Here is a 20,077-nt window from a genome sequence, read left to right on the forward strand (position 1 = left end):
AAAGTAAGCATCTTTTCCCTTTTATGTGGTGATCTATTATTTCTATTCATACATAATTCATATTAATTTAATTACATATTATATTTGTAGTGTATTTGCAGCTAAATAATGTGTGATCCTATTAGCGCTAGAGTGATACTATTTTAGCGTTTGAATGATTCTTTTGCTTCTTATTTCTGGTGATTGATAATGATGTTATGCTTTAGAGCTGACTTTACTTTATAGCTTAATGAGAGTAACGTTAGAAAGTAGCTTGTAATGAAATGCTTGTAAACCATAAGGAGATACAATCTATGAATACTTCGATTCATTCTCATTCGTCCTCTAAACGAATATTGATTATGACAGCTGTTGAAGCGGAGCGTGAAGCTGTTCTGCAAGGATTGTCTGCACGGGGTGAAGACCGCTTTAGTGTGCAATTAGCTGGTGTAGGCCCTGCTTCAGCAGCAGCGCGAACAACTTCGATTCTTGCTAAAGAATCTTTTGATATGGTGATTAGTGCAGGTATTGGTGGTGGATTCAGTGGCTATGCAGAGATCGGTTCGATTGTACTTGCGAGTCAGATGATTGCAGCAGACCTCGGTTCAGAGACACCGGATCATGGATTTCTTTCGGTAGATGAATTGGGGTTCGGCTCTTCTGTTATTCAGGCGGATACTGTCTATAATGGAAGTCTTGCTTCAGCGATTCAATTAAAAGGTCTTGCTGTGCATATTGGCCCGGTATTAACTGTATCTACCACTACCGGTTCGGCTGAATCAACAGCCAGGTTAGCTGAGCGTATTCCAGGTGCTTCGGCTGAAGGAATGGAAGGTTATGGTGTAGCGCTGGCTTCTCATTATTTTCATCTGCCAGTCCTAGAAATTCGTGCAATCTCTAATCGAGTCGGTCCGCGTGATCGAAGCAGTTGGCGTATTCCTGATGCGTTGCAAGCTTTAACTAAAGCAAGCTCCATATTACCGGAGGTGCTATAATATGAAAATCGCTTTTTCTCCATGTCCTAATGATACATTTGTTTTTCATGCGTGGGTGCACGGTCTTATTCCGAATGCTCCTGAGCTTGATGTAACTTATGCTGATATTGATATTACGAATAACTGGGCAGCTACAGGTGAAGGCCCTGAAGTACTGAAAGTGTCTTATGCAGCATTGCCGTGGTTATTAGAAGATTATGCCCTAATTCCTTGTGGTGGTGCTCTTGGCCGAGGCTGTGGTCCGTTGGTATTAACAGCCAATCCTAATGAAACGAACCCTGCCAGTCTATCCGGTAAAAGAGTCGCTGTACCTAGTGAACGTTCTACCGCTTATATGTTATTCCGTCTATGGGCTGCACAAAATGTTCCCGGCGGTGTTGGGGAAATCGTTGTTATGCCATTTGATGAGATTATGCCTGCGGTTCGAGATGGTCAGATTGATGCAGGTCTGGTTATTCATGAAGCACGATTTACCTATCCTAATTATGGTCTAACACTAATGGAAGATATGGGTAGCTGGTGGGAAGAAGATACTGGATTACCGATTCCATTGGGAGCTATTATTGCTAAACGTTCATTAGATGCGAATCAGATTGCTGATTGGGTACGTTCTTCTGTGGAATATGCTTGGGAACATCCTGAAGCTTCACGTCAATATGTACTGGATTATGCACAAGAAATGGACCCTACAGTAGCAGATTCTCATATTAATCTGTATGTTAATGAATTTACGCGTAATCTAGGGGAAGATGGTTATGGAGCGATCGAAGCGTTGTTAGGACGTGCTGCTAACGAAGGTCTTGTTCCTTCATTTGATCTTTCATTGTTACGTAAATAATGGTCATAGTTGGTTTTTATCATAAAGTATCATAACGACTCATCAAAAAGCCCCAATTCACAATAAATCTACAGTGAATTGGGGCTTTTTTTTGTCTAAATAACATTTTCTTGATTTTTTTGCGGATTTTCTATATATTTGTGAGCAAAAAGTTTGCCAATTGAATTGTTTATCTGGTACACTGGCATTAACGCTACAATATTTGTAGCGAGAAATACAAATAGCCCCTTTTCACAGAAGGAGCTGCTTATTTCTAATTCCTATCATTTTACTATAGGAGGTGAATTACTATGGTACAAAACGTACTTTGTGAAGTGAACTCTTGCACGCACTGGGCTGAAGAAAATAAATGTACTGCTGAATCTATTTTCATCATCAACCATGCTCACAAAAAAGCAACTGAGTCTGAAGAAACAGATTGCCAAACTTTTGATAAAAAAGAAGCAATCAACTAATTGAAAATGTTTTACAACTGAGAAGGGACTTTGCCGAGTTCCTTCTTTCTTTTTATATTCTACCAACAATGATTATTATTATCAAGTAGATTTGAAAAAAAATTATAGATTATCTCACTTTGTCTGTGTTTTGCCTGTAAACATACTGATTGCATTTCTCATTCTCAATACAATCAGTAATTTACAAGTTTTATTCCTTATCACTAGCCGTATTAGATTTTAAATTTAGAAACAGACGCTAATAGTTCATCTATGCCTTGCTTGGACATACTCATACTTTCGATCACTTCGTTCGTTTGCTCTACAATCGTCTCGGTTTTGCCTGCAATGGTAGACGTCCCCGCTGCACTTTCATTAGAAGCCAGCGCAATCTCATGAATCGACTTCACTTGATTTTCTATAGAAGATAATAGCTGTTTGGATGTTGAACTTAGATCTGTCGCAATATCATCTATTCCTTTGGCACTTTCTGCATATTGATCTGTTGAAGTTAGCATCATATGATAATCCTGTTTGATCTCATTGCCAAATAGTTGAAGCAAATCATTCGAATTGGATGAAAGATTGCTAACCGATGTGATTACATTGCGAGTAATCTGATCAATCTGGTCAGCCGCTTGCTTGGAATTGGCTGCTAATTTACTAATCTCACTCGCTACTACTGCAAATCCTTTGCCAGCTTCGCCTGCTCTTGCCGCTTCGATACTTGCATTTAGTGATAACAAATTCGTCTGTGCTGCAATCGTAATAATCGTTGATACCAGTCCATTGATTTTGGAGACCGATTGCGATTCTAGCAGTGCTTGTTCCAGACGTTCTTTTACACCGGTATAGATGCCCAAGCTTTTATTATAAGAAGTGCGGAAATCTTGACTAAGCCCTTGAGCACGATGGGTCAATTCATCAGCAGACTTGGCGCTTTCTTGTGCTTGAACAGCTACAGAATGAACAGCATGTTCCAGATCACGAGCTGTCATATTCATTTCTTCTGTCGATGAAGCTGTCTCTTCTGTGCTTGCCGATAACTGCTCGGTTGTAGCAGAAATATCCTGCACGCTGTCTTCCAAATGAGACATGTTATGATTCACCGTTTGAATATGATTCTGTAAATTAGAGCTCTGTGTAATCACCTGCTCAAATACTTCTCTAAATTGCTTACGTGCTCCACCCATTGCTGCAATAATAAGAGCAAACTCATCTTTTTCTTCTAAATATTTTTCATAGCCTTTGCTATATTTCAGATCAAGTGCTGCTGTTTTGTTGATAATTTCTAATGTGACTTTGGTACGACGGTTCACGTTACGAGCGAAGATTATACATACAATTAAAGAAATCAGCAATACAACAATTGCTGCGATAATTAATGTTTTTGCCAGTTGATTCTGTAGTGTTTGGCTTTCTAGTAAAATCGCTTGATTATAATTGTCCAAAATCTCTTCTGCCTGATTGATATCTTCACGTGCTGCATCAAAGCGTGCAGTGCTTTCAGTTAGATTTGCTACAGTATTGGTATTGATATCAAATTCTTTTTGCCATGCTGCAAAATTAGTATCAAAATCTGCAATCAATTCAAATACGTTCTTGTTAGAATCAGCATGTTGATATTGATTGAATTCTGCTTGATGAGCTTTAAAAATAGCTTCTGCTTTGTGAACACGTTCATACGTTTGTTGTGCATTTTCAGTGTAATCTGCTTTGGCTGCTTCCAAAATGGCAGGGTCTGTCGAACTGGTTAATGTCATTTGCGCTACTAACGATTGATAATAATCACGATCTGCATTCAATAACCAGTAATTTGTCATATACGATTGATCATAAAGTTTGGTAGTTAACGTATGGGCGATCGATTTGGTATGACTTAGTGCAAACACCGTAATTCCGATCAAAGCAATCATAACAATTGCCATCGGTACAAACATTTTCAGCCGTAAATTCCAATTGTTAATATTAAATAGTGTTCTCATAACATGATCTCCCTGCTACACTGTATTGTTCGAATAAATGGCATATTGCATTGTTACGATTACCTATTATTTACATAATATTTATATCGGATTTGAGTACACTTTGTAATAGCACAAATATTCACTTTATGATTACTGGTGTAATCGCTGCTTAACGACAAAAAGACTACTGACGCATTAACGTCAATAATCTTTTGTATTTGTTTTATTTAATTGTTTGATATGAGGATATATTCACTTTAGATCATGATGTGTATTTTATTTATTGTACATAATAAATATCAGGTGCTTGAGGTTGCTTCATCCCTACTCCTATATGAAAACCTGGATGTGGTGGTTGATTGTATCCTGCATTTTGCCATGCGATAGACAAACGATACACTGGATCATGCATTAAGGTACGCAACCGATAATCGGTTATATCTGTCGTCGTATAGATACGTAATTCACTGTTATCATTGGAACGCAAAACCACTTCTTCACGCCAGTCTCCATACAGATCTGCTTGTAGCGCTGGTGTCGCTTTGGTTCCGTTGTTAGAACTACTGCCTGTTGCTGTAAATAGATTGGTCGTCGTGCTGTTAGTATAATCCCATTTATCGATCCGATTGTCATCTAACAATTCTCGCAATAGATCGCCATCCCACCAGATACCAAAATTGGTCGATGAAGGAATAGTTTTGCTAATTAATTCACCTGTAATACTATACAATCCGGTGATTGGAACATGTTGGGCATTAGTAATGGTAGCTGCCCACACTTCTTCTCCGGGAAAACGAGGATCAATATCTGCTGACATACCGCGTCCTGTATCAATCCCTGTTTTGACTCCCCATAGAATTTGTCCGGTATTCGCATCATGAACTTCCATGCCGTATGGAGAATCTTTATGTTCATGCACTCCGAATACTTCAAGCCCTGCTCGATTCGGATTCAGATCACCCAAGTGCTGAGCGTCACCATGTCCAAGCCCTGTAGTATAACGTGGGGTTCCATTATCATCGATCGAAATAGATCCAAAATTAATCTCGTCTTTTCCATCTCCATCGACATCTGCTACATTCAGCGCATGATTACCTTGAGCTGTATACGTAGTCTGATTGCCTACATTGGTATCGTATGTCCAGCGCTTGACGATTTTGCCTTCTCGGAAATCATAAGCTACCAGAACGGTACGTGTGTAATATCCTCGGGTCATTACAAAGCTTGGATGTTGCCCGTCCAAATAAGCAACTCCTGCTAGAAACCGATCGACCCGATTACCATAATTATCTCCCCATGAAGCTACTGTTCCACGAGGCGGGTCATAATTAACGGTGTCTAGCGCCGCTCCTGTGGCTCCTTGAAATACCGTCAAAAACTCGGGACCTGTGAGTACATATCCAGCACTATTGCGATAGTCTGCTTTGATATCGCCAATAACTTTGCCTTGTCCATCAATCGTACCGTCTGCTGTACGCAAAGCCACTTCAGACTTTCCATCTCCATCCAGATCATAGACTACAAATGGAGAATAATGAGCACCTGCACGAATATTAGGCCCCATATTGATCCGCCATAAACGAGTACCATTTAACTTATATGCATCCAGATATACAATGCCTGTATATCCAGATTGTGAATTATCTTTGGCATTAGAAGGTGACCACAACAGTACAATTTCGTACTCTCCGTCTCCATCCAGATCGCCTACACTAGCATCATTTGCACTATACGTATACGATACTCCGTCTTTGGTGACACCGTCAGCAGGCTTTTGCAAAGGAACTGATTTGTATTGCTGTTGCCATACGGATACAGGAGTAGATACCGGTGTTTCTTTACCATTTTGCACTGTAAATAATGTATAGACTGATTTGTCTGTTCCTTGAGAATCCAACAGATTGGTAGCGCCTGTAATCGGTTGACTATTTACCAGCACACCGTCACGGTATACATTAAATGCGATCCCGTCTGGATCAAGTCCTAACATTCTCCACCCTACATAGATCCCATTTTTGCTTTTCACAGCAACCAGTCCACGATTCAACTTTTCCATAGCACGTTGACCGGAAGCAACAGTAGCATTTTCAGTTATCGTTAGATTCTGTACATGTTCTGCTAAAGGAAGATTCAGATCAGCGATTCCTTCTGCTACCAGTCTTGCGATCTGAATAGCTCCGTACTCTTGAAAATGGGTGTTATCTACCACTCCATCTGGAAAATTAGGATAAACACCTGAAGGGACATGTAAAAAGACTTTTTTGGATTCTTCAGCACCGATCGAATTATAATAAGCAACACTGCGAGCGCTAAGATCGATTAAAGGTGTATGGGTCTGAGTAGCGACTTCTTTCATCGCTGTTACATAATTGGGGAAACTGATATTGAATTGCCCTGTTGTCGTATTAAAATCTCTGCGACCTACAGGAGTAACAAGAATCGGAGTGGCTCCATGTGCAAGAGCACCATCAATATATTTCTTGAGGTATACTTTGTAATCAGGTACAGGTGTGTAGCGCTCTGGCTTCGTATCGGCATCATTGTGACCGAACTGGATCATCAGATAATCACCAGGTTGAATCTGGTGCAAGATCGTATCTAATCTTCCTTGTTCGATAAAAGAACGGGAACTACGTCCACCTATCGCTTGATTGCTAATCTTCACTTTGTCGTCCAAATAACGGTCTATCATTTGCCCCCATCCTGCTTGCGGTTGTTTGGATGTTGCATAAGTCTGTACAGTAGAATCCCCTGCGAGATAGACTGTTGGATTCGAGACTATAACAGGCTCATTGCCATACGTATTATTGATTACAGTAGGTGTCTGTTCTTCTTGTTCGATTGTTCCTAAATAAGAAGGATTAGTCGGTTGTTCTTGATCTTCAGCTGCGATAGAGCGGTTCAAAGGCAATCCAGCAAATAACATAACCATTATAAGCACAAGCGATATCCATGGACGATACGAAAATGATCGATTCAAATATACCCCTTCTTCCTCATTTTTTAATAGTGAAGCGCTTACATTAGCATCATACATGGAATGATCATCAGTGGATATTCAATATACAGTGGTGTTTGTGCAATAATCAGACCTGCTGTTGACGTGATTTCGATATGTTTATGTCAAATAACAAAAAAAGGATAGAGTCGTAAGACTTTATCCTTTTTATACTTATATTTCATTGATGACATATAATATAAGGGTTAGACTCGTCGGCGACGGAACCACAATACAATGCCTATCGCTAACACCAGAATGCCTATACTTATTGCTGTATATTTCGCCTGTGCGGCTGTATCAATAGTAGGTGTTATCGGTTCTCCAAATGCTCCACCCGGGCCTCCACCCATTCCACCACCGACACCATCAGGTGGAGCCATCATTCCGCCATTTCTATCATTATCACCGCCTGTTGGAGCTCCTTCAGGTCGTTGACCACGTTGTCCGCCACCCATTCCCATTCCACCGCCCATACCGCCATTTCCAGAACCATCACCTGATGAAGCTATCGTCCCATCTAGTTGTCCTTGTATATTTGCGGTATTGGTCTGATTCCAAGCGATTAATGATTTCACACCTGCTTGATATTCTTCATACGTATAGAAAGAAGTAGGATCGCTTTTTACATCGGCTGCGATCATATCATTCAGCGCATTGACTTTGGCTGTAAAAATATCATTAGCTAAAAAATTCGTAAGCACGTTTTGGATCATCGTATGATATTTTTGTTTGTATTCATCGACTGCTAATAATTTGGCAACCAATGGACGCTCTGCTAAAGCTCCTGATGTAGGTTCATCAATCATCAAAGATGTAGAGCTTGCTTTATTTGCTGTATTCGCATTTCCAGTTGTATCAGTCGTTTGGGCAGTAGGCTTGGTATCTGTTGCGTTAGTGTTGGCTGTATTGGATTGAGGCTGGTTGGTTGTTGGCTCTGTTGTTGCTTTTGTCGTGTTGGTATCTGACTTAGTATTAGCATTTTCACCACCACGACCGCCGAAGCCACCGCCGCCCATGCCTCCTCCCATACCACCCATTCCGCCGAATGCCATGTTATAATCCCATGGAATCATAGAAAATACGCCACCATGTTCGTACAGATAATAGTTCTGCTTATTGCCACCAATGTAACTATCTGTATTGTTGGTCACCACATTTAACGTCAGATATTCAAGGATACTATCTACATCAAGATAATCCGTATATGGCGTTTTACTATCATGATTCAGCTTATCCAGCATATTAATTAACGCGTCTTTGTCCTGACTTTCTGACTTCACATCAAGACCGGTATACGAATCTGCATCATCATCAATCCACTGTAGATCACTACCGCTACCTGTCATCAGACCTTTGTATAATGTGCCTGTTGTATCTTCATAATGAGTCTCTATAAATTGATCGTCTACTTGCTCTACAGCCAGATATAATCCTTTATATGTACCATTAACATAGATACGCACAAAGGAGTGCTTAGGTGTAGGGAGCCCTAACATTTCAGACATTTCATACGCCAAAAATTCACGCATATAAGAAGCATCACTATAGTTGTTATTCAGATTAATTTTGTCTAAGCCGTATAAATTTTGTCCGGAAATGTATTCATCAAAACTCAGCTTAAAGCTATACCGATCCGAATCATCCATCTGGACAACACTGCGTAAGGAAAGATTACCTTTTGTACGGATACCTACATTTGTGATTGTTTTGCCGTTATAATCCACTGTTGCCGAGTGGTATTCTTCATCAGACGCATGATCTAACATATCTTGAAAATCTGAATCAGGAAGCGTTATTTTGACATCGACCACTTTATCTTCTACAAATACATTCGTATCTTGTGCACTTTGTTCTGTCACTGTGCCTGCATGAGCTTCTTCCGTTGATGCCCACGGTATAATAGCCACAAGACATAGTGTACCTGCCAGAACTACTTTTAATATCCACTTCACTTTATCACCACCAATTTTAAAATAAAAAACCTTTGCATAAATCGGTATATTGACTTGTGCAAAGGATTTCTATGAGCTTTCATTTCGATCAATTTCAGCCATGTCTATTCGCTTCTATTATGAAACGTAATCACCGTTGTAGCTAATCAACACAGCATTTTTTACACCTGCAATATTAGAAATTTCATTTACAAATGTAGGCTCATTGTTTTTGATACGTACTTCTAGCGTCAATTCAATATTGTCTGCTGTAATTGTTTTTTGTCTAACCGTATGGCGTTTTACCAGTGAGTTTAGCTTGCTGTTGACTTGTTTCTCTGCATCGTCTCCTTGAGCGTTTACGACCAATAGATAAGGCGTTTCGAAAGAAGAACCTTTGATAAATAAGAACATCACCAAACCTACAATCACAGAACCGATAATCGCCAAGCTATAAAAACCTGCTCCGGTAACAATCCCTGCCGCTGCTGCCCAGAATAAGAAAATTAAATCGGTTGGGTCTTTAATCGGTGTTCTAAAACGAACAATACTAAGTGCACCAACCATACCTAGAGATAGAATCAAGTTCGAGTTAATCGCAATAATCACCATAGAAGTCACTAGCGTCATGCCGATCAGTGAGATATTGAAGCTTTTGGAATATAACACTCCGCTAAATACACGTTTGTACAGGAAGTAGATAAATAGTCCGACCAAAAAAGCAATCCCCATCGTGAGCAAAATATGAGTGATACTGATATCAGAAGTGAAGCTTTCCAGTACAGAATTTTTGACAATATCTGAAAAATTGGTTGTTGCGTCGGTTGTTGTTGCATTTGCCGCGGCTGCGACTGGTGTCGTTGTTGCCATGTGTTATTGATCCTCCCAGGAATTTTCTTTACCGAGTTTACGGCAGATGACGTATTTTGAATTGGATTGACGAACTAATCCTTCGAGTTGTAATGCTGTTTTGATATAATCCGGCAAATATTCATCAAATTTCACTTCAAGTACAAAAAATTTATGATCAATTGCATCGACCATTGCTAGATTCGGGTCAAATATATCGTGATTGTTCAGACCTGTTTTCATATATTTATCAAACGTAATACGGACATTACCTAGCTTAGAGGTATAAGCTTCCCGTACATAATCTACAATCACCTGTGGACGCAATAAAACATTGTTAGCCGCATGATAAATTTCATACAGTAAAGGTTTGTGAGGTAAGTTGAGCACTTCATAATTGCCTTTTAGAATCTCATCATACATGTCACGGGTAATCGATTCTTTGACTTTGGCAATATAATCGTTCATTTTAATTTTCTTTTCAAAATGAATAATTTTATCTTCGTCATTGTAAATACGAATCCGGTACTTCACTCGATCTCGCACACCGCCTAATTTCTCATGCAGTGCCGTATTATTGATATCATCAAAATACAGACTTCGAATCAGATATTCTCCAGCTTCATTGGAATTCGCATCTTGTGTCATCAGCGGACGTAGCCGTTGTCGAATCGTAAAATACTGATGGTAATTCACGTAGTGCTTGAGTTCATGTCGGTATTTCAAATCCAAATTTGGATAATACATTTATTCATCCCCTTTCTTCTTGATCTGCTATCCATGAGATCCATGTTTTACACTCCGTTAACATCACGTTTACATTGTTGATTATATCGAGGGATTTTGAACTTTATATGAACAGATGTTTAAAAAGAGATAAATTAATTAGCACGACAAGTAAAAAATAGTAATTGAATAGTTGTGTCATAATACTTTGATAATAAAAAAGCATCGACATAATCGGAAACAACATTTCTGTTGAATCTGATTATATCGATGCTTTAGATAAATAAATTATTCAGGTAATACTTTGTATATTTCTGGGTTTACTTCTGAGCTAGATAATACGCGATAAGCAATAGACTTATCTTTGAATTTTAATTTGAGCATATAATCTGTATTTTGAAAACTAATTTCTTGTTGACTATGATCTAATAACTCTTTTATTACTTGTGGATTCTGAATAGTTGCTAATTGAGCATTATTAATTTGCTGGTTAAATCTATCACCTAACGCTTGATAACGTTTATTCTTATCTGCGCTTTCTTTAGTGATTACTATTGATTCTATATCTTTGGGCTGTGTTACTACAGTATCCCAATATCCATTGTCTTTGAGCCATGTCGCTATAGGTGCATAAGAAGGATCCAAATAGTAATTTCGTTCCTCTGTATTTAGCCCTTCAGGATCAATTGAAAAATAAATAATAAATGTAGCGCCGCTTCCTATAAGAGGACGACGTAATGGATTTTGAATAGCCAAATGTTCTTGGAAAATCAATTGTTTTAATTCTTTTATTTTAATTGAATTTGTAACTAATTTGGATCTCTTGTTCACGTCTTCATTAGTAATACGAATCTTATTATGATATTTTTGCAAATCATCTAACTTATAATAAACTGTTTTATACTCTGCTGTACTGGTAATTTTCTGTAGATCAGATGCATACATCTGATAAGGCACCGTGTACGATCTATACATCAATTTTCCATTATTTAGTTGATAAGCGATTTGAATAATTTGGTTTACTATCTCTGTATTTCTATAATCAAATTCAGGCTGTTCTTCAACAATCTTAGCTTGTAATGAAATAATAGATTGAATATAGTTAGGATCAGAAGACAATCTACCTTTTTTCAGCTCATATTTACCACTTTTATAATTCTGATCAAATAGTTGTCTTTGTATATCATCTCCTATATATACACTTTGAACGCTAGCTAGCTCGGGCACTCTTTTTTCATAACCTGTAGCATTCGTAATCGGAAGATAAATAATTAAGCCTACAATAATACCATAACTTAACATGCGCTTTATCATTATTCCATCGAATATATACCATGTTTTACGAATAAGCATCTCAGATATAATAAAGCCAATAATGCCTCCTACAATATAAGTAGTTATTGTTAATATATTACTACCAAATAAATATGCTATTCTCCAATACGTTCCTAGTGTCATTGCTGCACAGAACATAACACCGATCCGAAACACCGGATTAAAGTAACGGAAAACGATCGCTTGACTTGCTGCTTCAGAAGGACGTAATTTGTAAAAAATGTAGCTCAAAATAATAAATCCTACAGCTAGGAAAGTATATATCCAACCTTCTCGCTGAGATAGTGCTTCTCCTGATAATGCCCCAATTCGAATAAGTGGAGAAGAATAATCATAATTCGTTACCATCGAACTTTCTTGCATATAACCGTATAAATAAGCGATAAAATGTTGTTGGAAAAACATAATAATTACGGCAGGTAAAAGCAGTAAAATGCCTGTAACGATCATTTGCAAAATAGATTGTCCAATACATATGCCTACAAATAAAGTAAACGCAAAAATAAATAAACTAATTGCAAATACACTTAAACCCCATTGCCATATTTGTATACTTGTATACTCTAAATACATTAGTTTATTTTTGATGATTGCTAATACGAGCATTGTGATAGCGATAGGAATAAGATTTAATAGTATCCCTGCTAATATATGAATACTCAATAATTGTTCACGACGAAATGGTAAGCTATGAAATAAATCAGCAGATTTTTTATTTTGCATATATCTTGTCAAAAATATAGCGATAAATGCCGGAAAAATCATCATACAGAATGGTTGTATTTGTGTGCCCATATAAAATAAATCATCTAATTTCCATATATTATCTAACGAACGAAAATTCATTTCATACTGCTTATCTTCAGTTATTAAGATCCATGGTAACATCAACAAGCCTACTAGATACAATACACTAAGCCATGCACTCTGCCTGAATGCTTGACTCCATAACCCTCGATTAAAGAAGAATCGGTTGAACATCATAACCGGCGTCCCCCATTTCGTAAATAAAGATTTCTTCTAGTGTCATCGGCAAAATATCAAATACGTATGGCGTGTAGACGTTGAATACTTCTTTGATACGCTCGATCTCGCCTTTGATAATATAAATACCTACACTACCTCGTTCTTCCTTATACACCACATCCAGTAGACTGGAGATGGCATGTTCATGACGCTCATCCCGGAAAGCGACTTGTATTTTGTGAGTATCGGCTTTGAGATCGTCCAGTTCTTTTTCCACTAATAATTTGCCTTTGCGCATAATGCCTACATGATCACACAGGTCTTCGATTTCACGCAGATTATGCGACGAAATAATGACGGTCATTTCGCGTTCAGCACTTTCTTGAAATAACAGATTTTTGACTTGTCGTCTCATTACAGGATCTAGTCCATCTATCGGTTCATCCAAGATCAATACATCCGGTCTACAACTCAAAGCTAACCACATAGAGGCTTGGCGCTGCATTCCTTTAGATAAACGGTGTAATTTACGCTTCATATCAATACTTGCGAATGCTGGAGCTAACTGTTGAAAACGCTCCTGACTCCACTGAGGATAAACAGACCGATAAAAAGAAGCCATTTGCTTAATAGAGGTTTGCGGGAAAAAGTAAGGTTGATCGGCTAAAAAAATCATTCGATTTTTGATTTCTGGTTGCTCATATACAGCTTGTCCTTCTAAAATAATCTGTCCTTGATCTGCGCGGTAAATGCCTGCGATTGTTTTGAGCAATGTGGTTTTACCTGCTCCATTGGAGCCGAGTAAGCCAAAAATCGAACCTTTATGTACGTGTAACGACAAATCATCTACTGCTTTTTCACCATCAAAGTATTTGGTGAGTCCTTTAACTTCAATCATGATGATGCCCCCTTTCATGTTCTTGCATCGCTTGTTCATACAATTTGATCAAGTCTTCTCTGGTAAATCCGAGATAGATTGCTTCTGCAAACAATTTTAATAATCGCTCGCGCATATCTTCTTGCTGTTCCTGGGTCGGTTGTTGTTGCTGTGGTGAAACAAAGCTTCCTTTACCTGGCTGAGAATAAATATAGCCTTCTCGCTCCAACTCCCGATACGCTTTTTGAATCGTATTTGGATTAACTGTTAATTGAGTGGAAAGTGAACGCACTGAAGGTAATTGTTCTTCAGGCTTCAATATGCCATACATAATCATCTCTTTGATTTTATCCATCAACTGCTCATAGATTGGCTTCCGACTACGTACATCCAATTCGAACATAAAGAGCCTCCTCTCTGTATTAACTGTACTACTATTATTAGTACAGTTAATACAGATTGTCAATTATTTTTTAGAGCTGATACTACCCAAATAAAAAAAAAGTCATTGCTCCTTCGGTTAATCAAAGGAATCGTGACTTCTTTTGGATTGCGATACATTGTATATCTAGCGGTATCACAAGCGATAAGCGTCTAACCACTGTAGAACATTTTTCTTATGATACATCTATATTCTGAGCCTGATCAGGTAACCGAATTTCAAAACAGGTGCGAATGAGATCACTTTGAACGGTAATGGTTCCTTTATGATGCTCTACAATATTTTTGGCAATAAACAAACCGATGCCCGAACCTCCATCTTTCTGAGTTCGTGCTTTGTCTCCGGTATATAACATTTCAAAAATATGAGGCAACTCTTCTGGCAAAATACGACTGCCGTAATTGATAATCTGAATGACTATCTCTTCGGCTTCTGGATAACTATTCACATCTATATAATGCCCATCTTCCCCATAACGAATAGCATTGGTTAGCAGATTTTCGATAGCACGAGCCAGTTGTTCTCCATCTGCATAAATGGTCATTGATGTCGTGGTTGTAATACGGCTAATTAAATGCTGTTTTTCCAGCGCAGGGTACAATTCTTCGATCAATTGATGGAGAAGTTCATTTACATCTAACCATGATTTTTTAAGAGAAACTGTACCATAATTCATACGAGCAATATCAAATAATTCTTCGATCAATTTTTCCAACCGCTGAGATTTATTATAAGCAACCCCAGCATAATGCATCATTTGTTCTTCAGTCAGTTCGTCTTTTCCTTTTAAAATAAAATCCAAATAACCAAGTACCGACGTAAGCGGTGTACGCAGATCATGTGCTAGATTAAGCACTAATTGTTCTTTGGAATTTTCAGCAAAATCGCCCCGAATCATCGCTTGCTGTAATTTGTGGCTGGCTAGATTAATATCACGAGCAATCTCTTCAAATTCGTCTTTGGACTGTATCTGGAGATCAATATCGAAATCAGCATTCGCCAGTTGGTGTATTCCACTTGTAATCTCTTTAAAATACAACGCATATCTTTTGGTTAGCAAAAAGAAAAAGAAAAAGGATAGTGGAATAAAAAAGATTAAAAAGAAATTTAGATCTCCGATCTCGCGAATAAAATAACGATATTTTGTCCATACATCTTCAAATTTAGTCGTAGAATAAAACCATTGCAATAAACGATATAAAATATAAGTGACTATGCCCGATAACAACATGCTAAGTCCAAACAACATCATCATATTAAAACGAAAGCTTCGAACCTGTTTAGCCATTATACGTATACCCCACGCCCCAGACAGTTTTAATCAATTTGGTTTTGAGCTTGTCTTCCTCTAGCTTTTTGCGCAATGTACGGATATGTACCATCACTGTATTACTTCCTTCGTAATAACTTTCTTTCCAAACAGACTCAAAAATATGTTCTGAGCTGAATACTTTTTTGGGATGACTCACAAGTAAATACAAAATATCAAATTCTTTAGGTGTTAATTCTACAGGCTGATCATAGACAGATACAGTTCGTTGTTCTGGATTAATGACCAATACCCCTGTATTCAAAATAGACGTATTATGTGCTCCTCCGGCAGTATTAAATTGATTGGCACGTCGCAATTGTGCGTTAACCCGCGCTACTAATTCCATCGGATTAAATGGTTTGGTCACATAATCATCAGCACCAGTCACTAGACCTGTAATCTTATCAAGATCAGAAGATTTAGCACTCAAAAAGATAATCGGAATATGATGGGTTTCTCTAATCGTTCGTGCTGCTTCATAACCATCCATACGGGGCATCATAATATCGAGAATAGCCAGATCAATCGAACGGGTTAAAATGATTCGTACTGCTTCTGCACCATCGGTTACTTTGATACATTGATATCCTTCTTTTTGTAAATGCAATTCCAATAAATCGGCAATGGCTTCTTCATCATCTGCGATTAATATCGTTGTCATAGTGATTGTACATCTCCCGAACAAATATAATAGGTTACCACAATTTGATTATACTAGATTAGAATCGTTAGCCCAGTACTACATATACATCATGGTTCATGTAAGCATAGCACGTACAATCGGGTCATTATCGATGCCTTTCGGTAACAATCACTCCATCTACATTATTACCTGAGATTGTATAGTCACCATCGGCAGGAACAGCGATTTTTTTATCATTGAGCATAGGATGATACCGAACATTATAATGCTGACCTTCTATCGTTATAGACAAAGGTTCATCTCTTAACGCTTCATAATACTCTTCTAATACCATATCATGTTCTTCCATAATAGCACTATGAGGTAACCCTATATAACGGAAATGCCAGGGTTCGTATTTGATACTTGTAATCTTTTCTTTGTTTTTGGGATAACGGAGAATGAATCCATACTTCCATGCATTGTCGCGCAGCCAGACGCCTTCCTCTGATTTCTCAATACCACTTTGTGTAGAACCAACATCCAGCGCAAGCCCTAGATTATGTTCGCTGTATCCGGCTGGCATAGCGTATTCTGATCCTTTCTCATCATACAAATTATCTTGTTCTTGATTCGTTCGATATCCACTACTTGCCATAAAATGATCGATTCCTTCTACATTGGCGTCTTTAACCATAGTCAAAAATCGCTCTGCTACATCTTGAGACAATGACAAAGATCGATCCAGTAAAACAATCTGGCTTGCAAAAGTAGAATAATCAACAAGCTTAACAATATCTTGCGCTTCATTCCCATCCACTAACGGATAATCTTTATTAATTAATAACAAATCTCCTTGGTAAATCTGACTTTTGCTCACATCGACTAATATTTCATTTTTACCTGCTACTTCGTCTTTATCATCAATCACCCGCTCTTGTGCAAATCCTCGACCTATTTTGTAATCGAAAGAATCCGGCAAATAGCGAGTGACTAACAATGCAATACCTAACAAAACGACAAGTAAAACCATCCATTTTTTCATTATCATATCCTCCTTGATCTTGATCTGTGATCTCAAAATCATAAAGAAGATTGTTAAAAATAAAAGTAGGCTAAATATAAAGTTTTCCTTAAATATGTAGATTCTATACAAATAAAAATAAACCTATCCGACTAGCGATAGGTTTATTGGATTATTAGACATTTGTTATTACATAATCATAAATACCAAGCCACTTTGATTGGCAAATGCTTTTTCAAAAAGTTCAAATACCGATTCCAGATGAGGAAGCAAGTAACCATCTACTAATTCTTCATAGGTCTCATCACTTTGCATCGGAAAAGCTAACATAATCATTGCCCGTTCATCCAACTGCTCTATGTCCATCTCGGGAATATTTTTCCACTTTTCAAAATCAATCCGTTTGGTTAGATTCTCAGGTTGTTTCAATTCAGGAATTTGCGTTGCAATTTCGGCTACTTTGTCCGCAGATAAGTAAAAAGAACCGTATTCAGTCGCCTGACTATCGACTTTATATTGCTCCCCTACCGGAACCAAAGGAATATCCGGGAACATGTCTACAATCAGACTCCATGTTTTATCAATATCCAGTGTGGGTGGTTGCACATTACCCGCCAAAATATCTTCTAAATTTTTATGTTCCTCATAATAAACGCCTGTAATACCCATATCTAACATCTCCTTTAACAAGCATTACCCGATTATAGGATTTACGATTGCATAAATTCATGATACCGATTGATCTGGTTCGCCAGTTCTTCAAATACAATAAAGCGAGCCGCCCGATATACCTCTTTGCCTTCCATAAATAACAACAATACCGGTGAAGTAAAAATCATATACTCTCCTGCCAATTCAGGCACATCCTCCATATACACAAATCCACCTGCAATATGCTCATACCCTTCTAACAAACGTTCCACCTGCGGCTGAACCGCTTCACATACACTACAATTCTGCGTTTTGAGCATAAGCAATGTCAACGAATGCTGACGAATAAAATCATCTACCTGCTTTTTAGAAAAAAGCTGTTCCATCCCTTTTTCCTCTTTTCCAATATCTCTTCACCATATATTTTTCCACACTTCTATTCTACTCTCTTATACATCCTTATTCTCTTACCCACATCATCCCAACACATAATATCCCAATAATCAAACAAACAGATCAAAATATCAACAGCCAAACCATACCATAAAACAATTAAAACCGAAAAAAGGCTGCCTTTCTGCTTAACACACAGAAAAACACCCTTTACTTCACCCTTTTGAACTCATATATACTCTATATTTATCTCTCTAATTATCTCTATTCTCTCTCTACTATCCCTATCTATCTCTTATCATCTGTAACTCAAGTATCTCCCAAACGATCCCAACCTGCTACCACACCAAATCTAATCTTTTAAAATCCTTGCTTTCCTAACTCCCCCGCCTGAGCGAAGGGAAAGAAATCAATTCGAAAGGAGCGAAGCGTTCGCATTTGTAGATCCATTTTTACCGCATAGCGGTTATTCCAAAAATGGATCTACAACCAGCGACCGACCGAATGATTTCTTTCCCATAGCGGTTTCTCAAGAAAGCTATTTTAAAAATCAAATTTAAAATCATCATCAGTCAAACGCTCAACGTTCATCGCACGCACATATCCATTTCCTTTTTTCGAGAAAAAGTCATGTTGTTTCGTATGTGTGCTGATCCCGTTGAATACAATCGGATTCACTTCTTCTTCAGCAAATACAGGATCAAAGCCCAAATTCATAAACGCTTTGTTTGCATTGTAACGAAGGAAGATTTTTACATCTTCAGTTAGACCGATTGGATCATAAATCTCTTCTGTATACTTTTCTTCATTCGCATGAAGATACGTCAGTAGACCTTCTAAGATTTCGTAAACGTCTTTTTGCTCGTCTTCTTCAAGATCATTGTAGATTTCTTGTGCAAGTACCCCTACATACACACCGTGAATACTTTCATCACGTAAAATCAGATCAATAATCTCACCGCTACACGTCATTTTACCTTGTCCAGCTAGATAAAGCGGATAGAAAAATCCACTGTAGAACAAATAGCTTTCGAGTAATACAGAAGCCGCCATAGCTAAAAATAGCTCTTTTGGCGAATTAATATTCAAGTAGTACTGACGGATCGTTTCTGCTTTGGTCTGTAGACGTGGATTGTCTTCCACCCATTGGAAAATCTTATCGATCTCTTCTGTAGAAGACAATGTTGTAAAGATACTGCTGTATGATTTCGCATGAATCTGCTCCATCATCGCCATAAAGCCTAATACTGCTTTACGTTGCATCCCTTCGACGTGTTCCAATACTTTCGGCATACCTACGCCACCTTGAATTGTATCAAGTAGAGTAAGTCCTCCAAGCACTTTCATATACGTATCACGTTCGATGTCACTCAATTGAATCCATGACATTTTATCATCAGACAATGGAATTTCATCATCCGTCCAAAATTGCATAATATTTTGATTCCAGAACATCATTGTGAAATCATCATCAGGACGGTTCCAGTTCACAGCTTTGATAGGTCCAGTCATAAGTTAAAATTCCTCCTTTTAAACATTGGATACTACTTATTGCACTTTGGTAAAAGAACACAAGTATGTACTCAAACGGTACAGCCTACATATCGCCAAGCGCTTGCTAAAAGATATGGTGTCGGGCAAAAATCATATTTCATTTGAATCCGATCGTGCTGATGTTGCCAAGCACGTAAAGCATACAAAAAAGCCTAAAAAGGCTTTCTTGTATACTGCATAA

Annotated in this window: 17 protein-coding genes; 3 read left to right on the forward strand and 14 right to left on the reverse strand. The window is 38.0% G+C overall.

Annotated elements, in window-relative coordinates; translation table 11 throughout:
- Positions 1-293: 293 nt before the first annotated feature.
- The 3 genes from QCD85_RS04685 (at position 294) to QCD85_RS04695 (ending at position 2,267) form a co-directional block, all read left to right on the forward strand.
- Positions 294-974: a futalosine hydrolase gene (locus tag QCD85_RS04685; protein WP_301261771.1), complete on the forward strand. Its 681-nt coding sequence runs from the start codon at positions 294-296 to the stop codon at positions 972-974.
- 1 nt (position 975) lies between these two features.
- Complete coding sequence (locus tag QCD85_RS04690) at positions 976-1,812, forward strand: 1,4-dihydroxy-6-naphthoate synthase (protein ID WP_273615071.1); 837 nt, start codon at positions 976-978, stop codon at positions 1,810-1,812.
- A 290-nt stretch (positions 1,813-2,102) separates the two neighbouring features.
- The gene (locus tag QCD85_RS04695; protein WP_204825444.1) at positions 2,103-2,267 is read left to right on the forward strand and encodes a DUF1540 domain-containing protein; all 165 of its coding nucleotides are present in this window, start codon (positions 2,103-2,105) and stop codon (positions 2,265-2,267) included.
- Positions 2,268-2,479: 212 nt separating this feature from the next.
- Here QCD85_RS04695 and QCD85_RS04700 read toward each other — a convergent pair whose 3' ends face one another.
- The 14 genes from QCD85_RS04700 to nrdF all read right to left on the reverse strand — a co-directional run bounded on the left by QCD85_RS04700 (position 2,480) and on the right by nrdF (position 19,854).
- Positions 2,480-4,231: a methyl-accepting chemotaxis protein gene (locus QCD85_RS04700; RefSeq protein ID WP_301261772.1), complete on the reverse strand. Its 1,752-nt coding sequence runs from the start codon at positions 4,229-4,231 to the stop codon at positions 2,480-2,482.
- Positions 4,232-4,493: 262 nt separating this feature from the next.
- The gene (locus QCD85_RS04705; RefSeq protein WP_301261773.1) at positions 4,494-7,193 is read right to left on the reverse strand and encodes a rhamnogalacturonan lyase family protein; all 2,700 of its coding nucleotides are present in this window, start codon (positions 7,191-7,193) and stop codon (positions 4,494-4,496) included.
- A 224-nt stretch (positions 7,194-7,417) separates the two neighbouring features.
- On the reverse strand, positions 7,418-9,166 hold the full coding sequence (locus QCD85_RS04710) for a CotH kinase family protein (protein WP_301261774.1): 1,749 nt from the start codon (positions 9,164-9,166) through the stop codon (positions 7,418-7,420).
- 117 nt (positions 9,167-9,283) lie between these two features.
- A complete protein-coding gene (locus QCD85_RS04715; RefSeq protein ID WP_273615067.1) occupies positions 9,284-10,015 on the reverse strand; it encodes a DUF4956 domain-containing protein in 732 nt (243 codons plus the stop codon).
- Positions 10,016-10,018: 3 nt separating this feature from the next.
- Positions 10,019-10,741: a polyphosphate polymerase domain-containing protein gene (locus QCD85_RS04720; RefSeq protein ID WP_301261775.1), complete on the reverse strand. Its 723-nt coding sequence runs from the start codon at positions 10,739-10,741 to the stop codon at positions 10,019-10,021.
- Positions 10,742-11,008: 267 nt separating this feature from the next.
- A complete protein-coding gene (locus tag QCD85_RS04725) occupies positions 11,009-13,039 on the reverse strand; it encodes a hypothetical protein (protein WP_301261776.1) in 2,031 nt (676 codons plus the stop codon).
- Positions 13,014-13,919: an ABC transporter ATP-binding protein gene (locus tag QCD85_RS04730; protein ID WP_301261777.1), complete on the reverse strand. Its 906-nt coding sequence runs from the start codon at positions 13,917-13,919 to the stop codon at positions 13,014-13,016. Before QCD85_RS04730 ends, QCD85_RS04725 begins: the two co-directional genes overlap by 26 nt.
- The gene (locus tag QCD85_RS04735; protein WP_301261778.1) at positions 13,912-14,301 is read right to left on the reverse strand and encodes a GntR family transcriptional regulator; all 390 of its coding nucleotides are present in this window, start codon (positions 14,299-14,301) and stop codon (positions 13,912-13,914) included. Before QCD85_RS04735 ends, QCD85_RS04730 begins: the two co-directional genes overlap by 8 nt.
- Before the next feature lie 214 nt (positions 14,302-14,515).
- A complete protein-coding gene (locus QCD85_RS04740; protein WP_301261779.1) occupies positions 14,516-15,628 on the reverse strand; it encodes a sensor histidine kinase in 1,113 nt (370 codons plus the stop codon).
- Positions 15,621-16,319, reverse strand: a complete 699-nt coding sequence (locus QCD85_RS04745; protein WP_273616237.1) for a response regulator transcription factor — start codon at positions 16,317-16,319, stop codon at positions 15,621-15,623. Before QCD85_RS04745 ends, QCD85_RS04740 begins: the two co-directional genes overlap by 8 nt.
- 121 nt (positions 16,320-16,440) lie before the next feature.
- Positions 16,441-17,319 carry a M15 family metallopeptidase gene (locus QCD85_RS04750; protein WP_301261780.1) on the reverse strand — a complete coding sequence of 293 codons (879 nt, stop codon included), beginning with the start codon at positions 17,317-17,319 and terminating at the stop codon, positions 16,441-16,443.
- A gap of 168 nt (positions 17,320-17,487) precedes the next feature.
- Positions 17,488-17,967 (reverse strand): hypothetical protein, encoded by a 480-nt coding sequence (locus QCD85_RS04755; protein ID WP_301261781.1) that lies wholly within the window; start codon positions 17,965-17,967, stop codon positions 17,488-17,490.
- A gap of 41 nt (positions 17,968-18,008) precedes the next feature.
- Positions 18,009-18,335 (reverse strand): thioredoxin family protein, encoded by a 327-nt coding sequence (locus QCD85_RS04760; RefSeq protein WP_301261782.1) that lies wholly within the window; start codon positions 18,333-18,335, stop codon positions 18,009-18,011.
- 550 nt (positions 18,336-18,885) lie between these two features.
- Positions 18,886-19,854, reverse strand: coding sequence for a class 1b ribonucleoside-diphosphate reductase subunit beta (gene nrdF, locus QCD85_RS04765; protein ID WP_301261783.1), 969 nt, complete (start codon positions 19,852-19,854; stop codon positions 18,886-18,888).
- Between the last annotated feature and the right edge of the window lie 223 nt (positions 19,855-20,077).

Origin of the sequence: Paenibacillus sp. PsM32, from assembly GCF_030433815.1 — a bacterium.
In the GTDB taxonomy this organism is placed as follows: domain Bacteria; phylum Bacillota; class Bacilli; order Paenibacillales; family Paenibacillaceae; genus Saccharibacillus; species Saccharibacillus kyungheensis.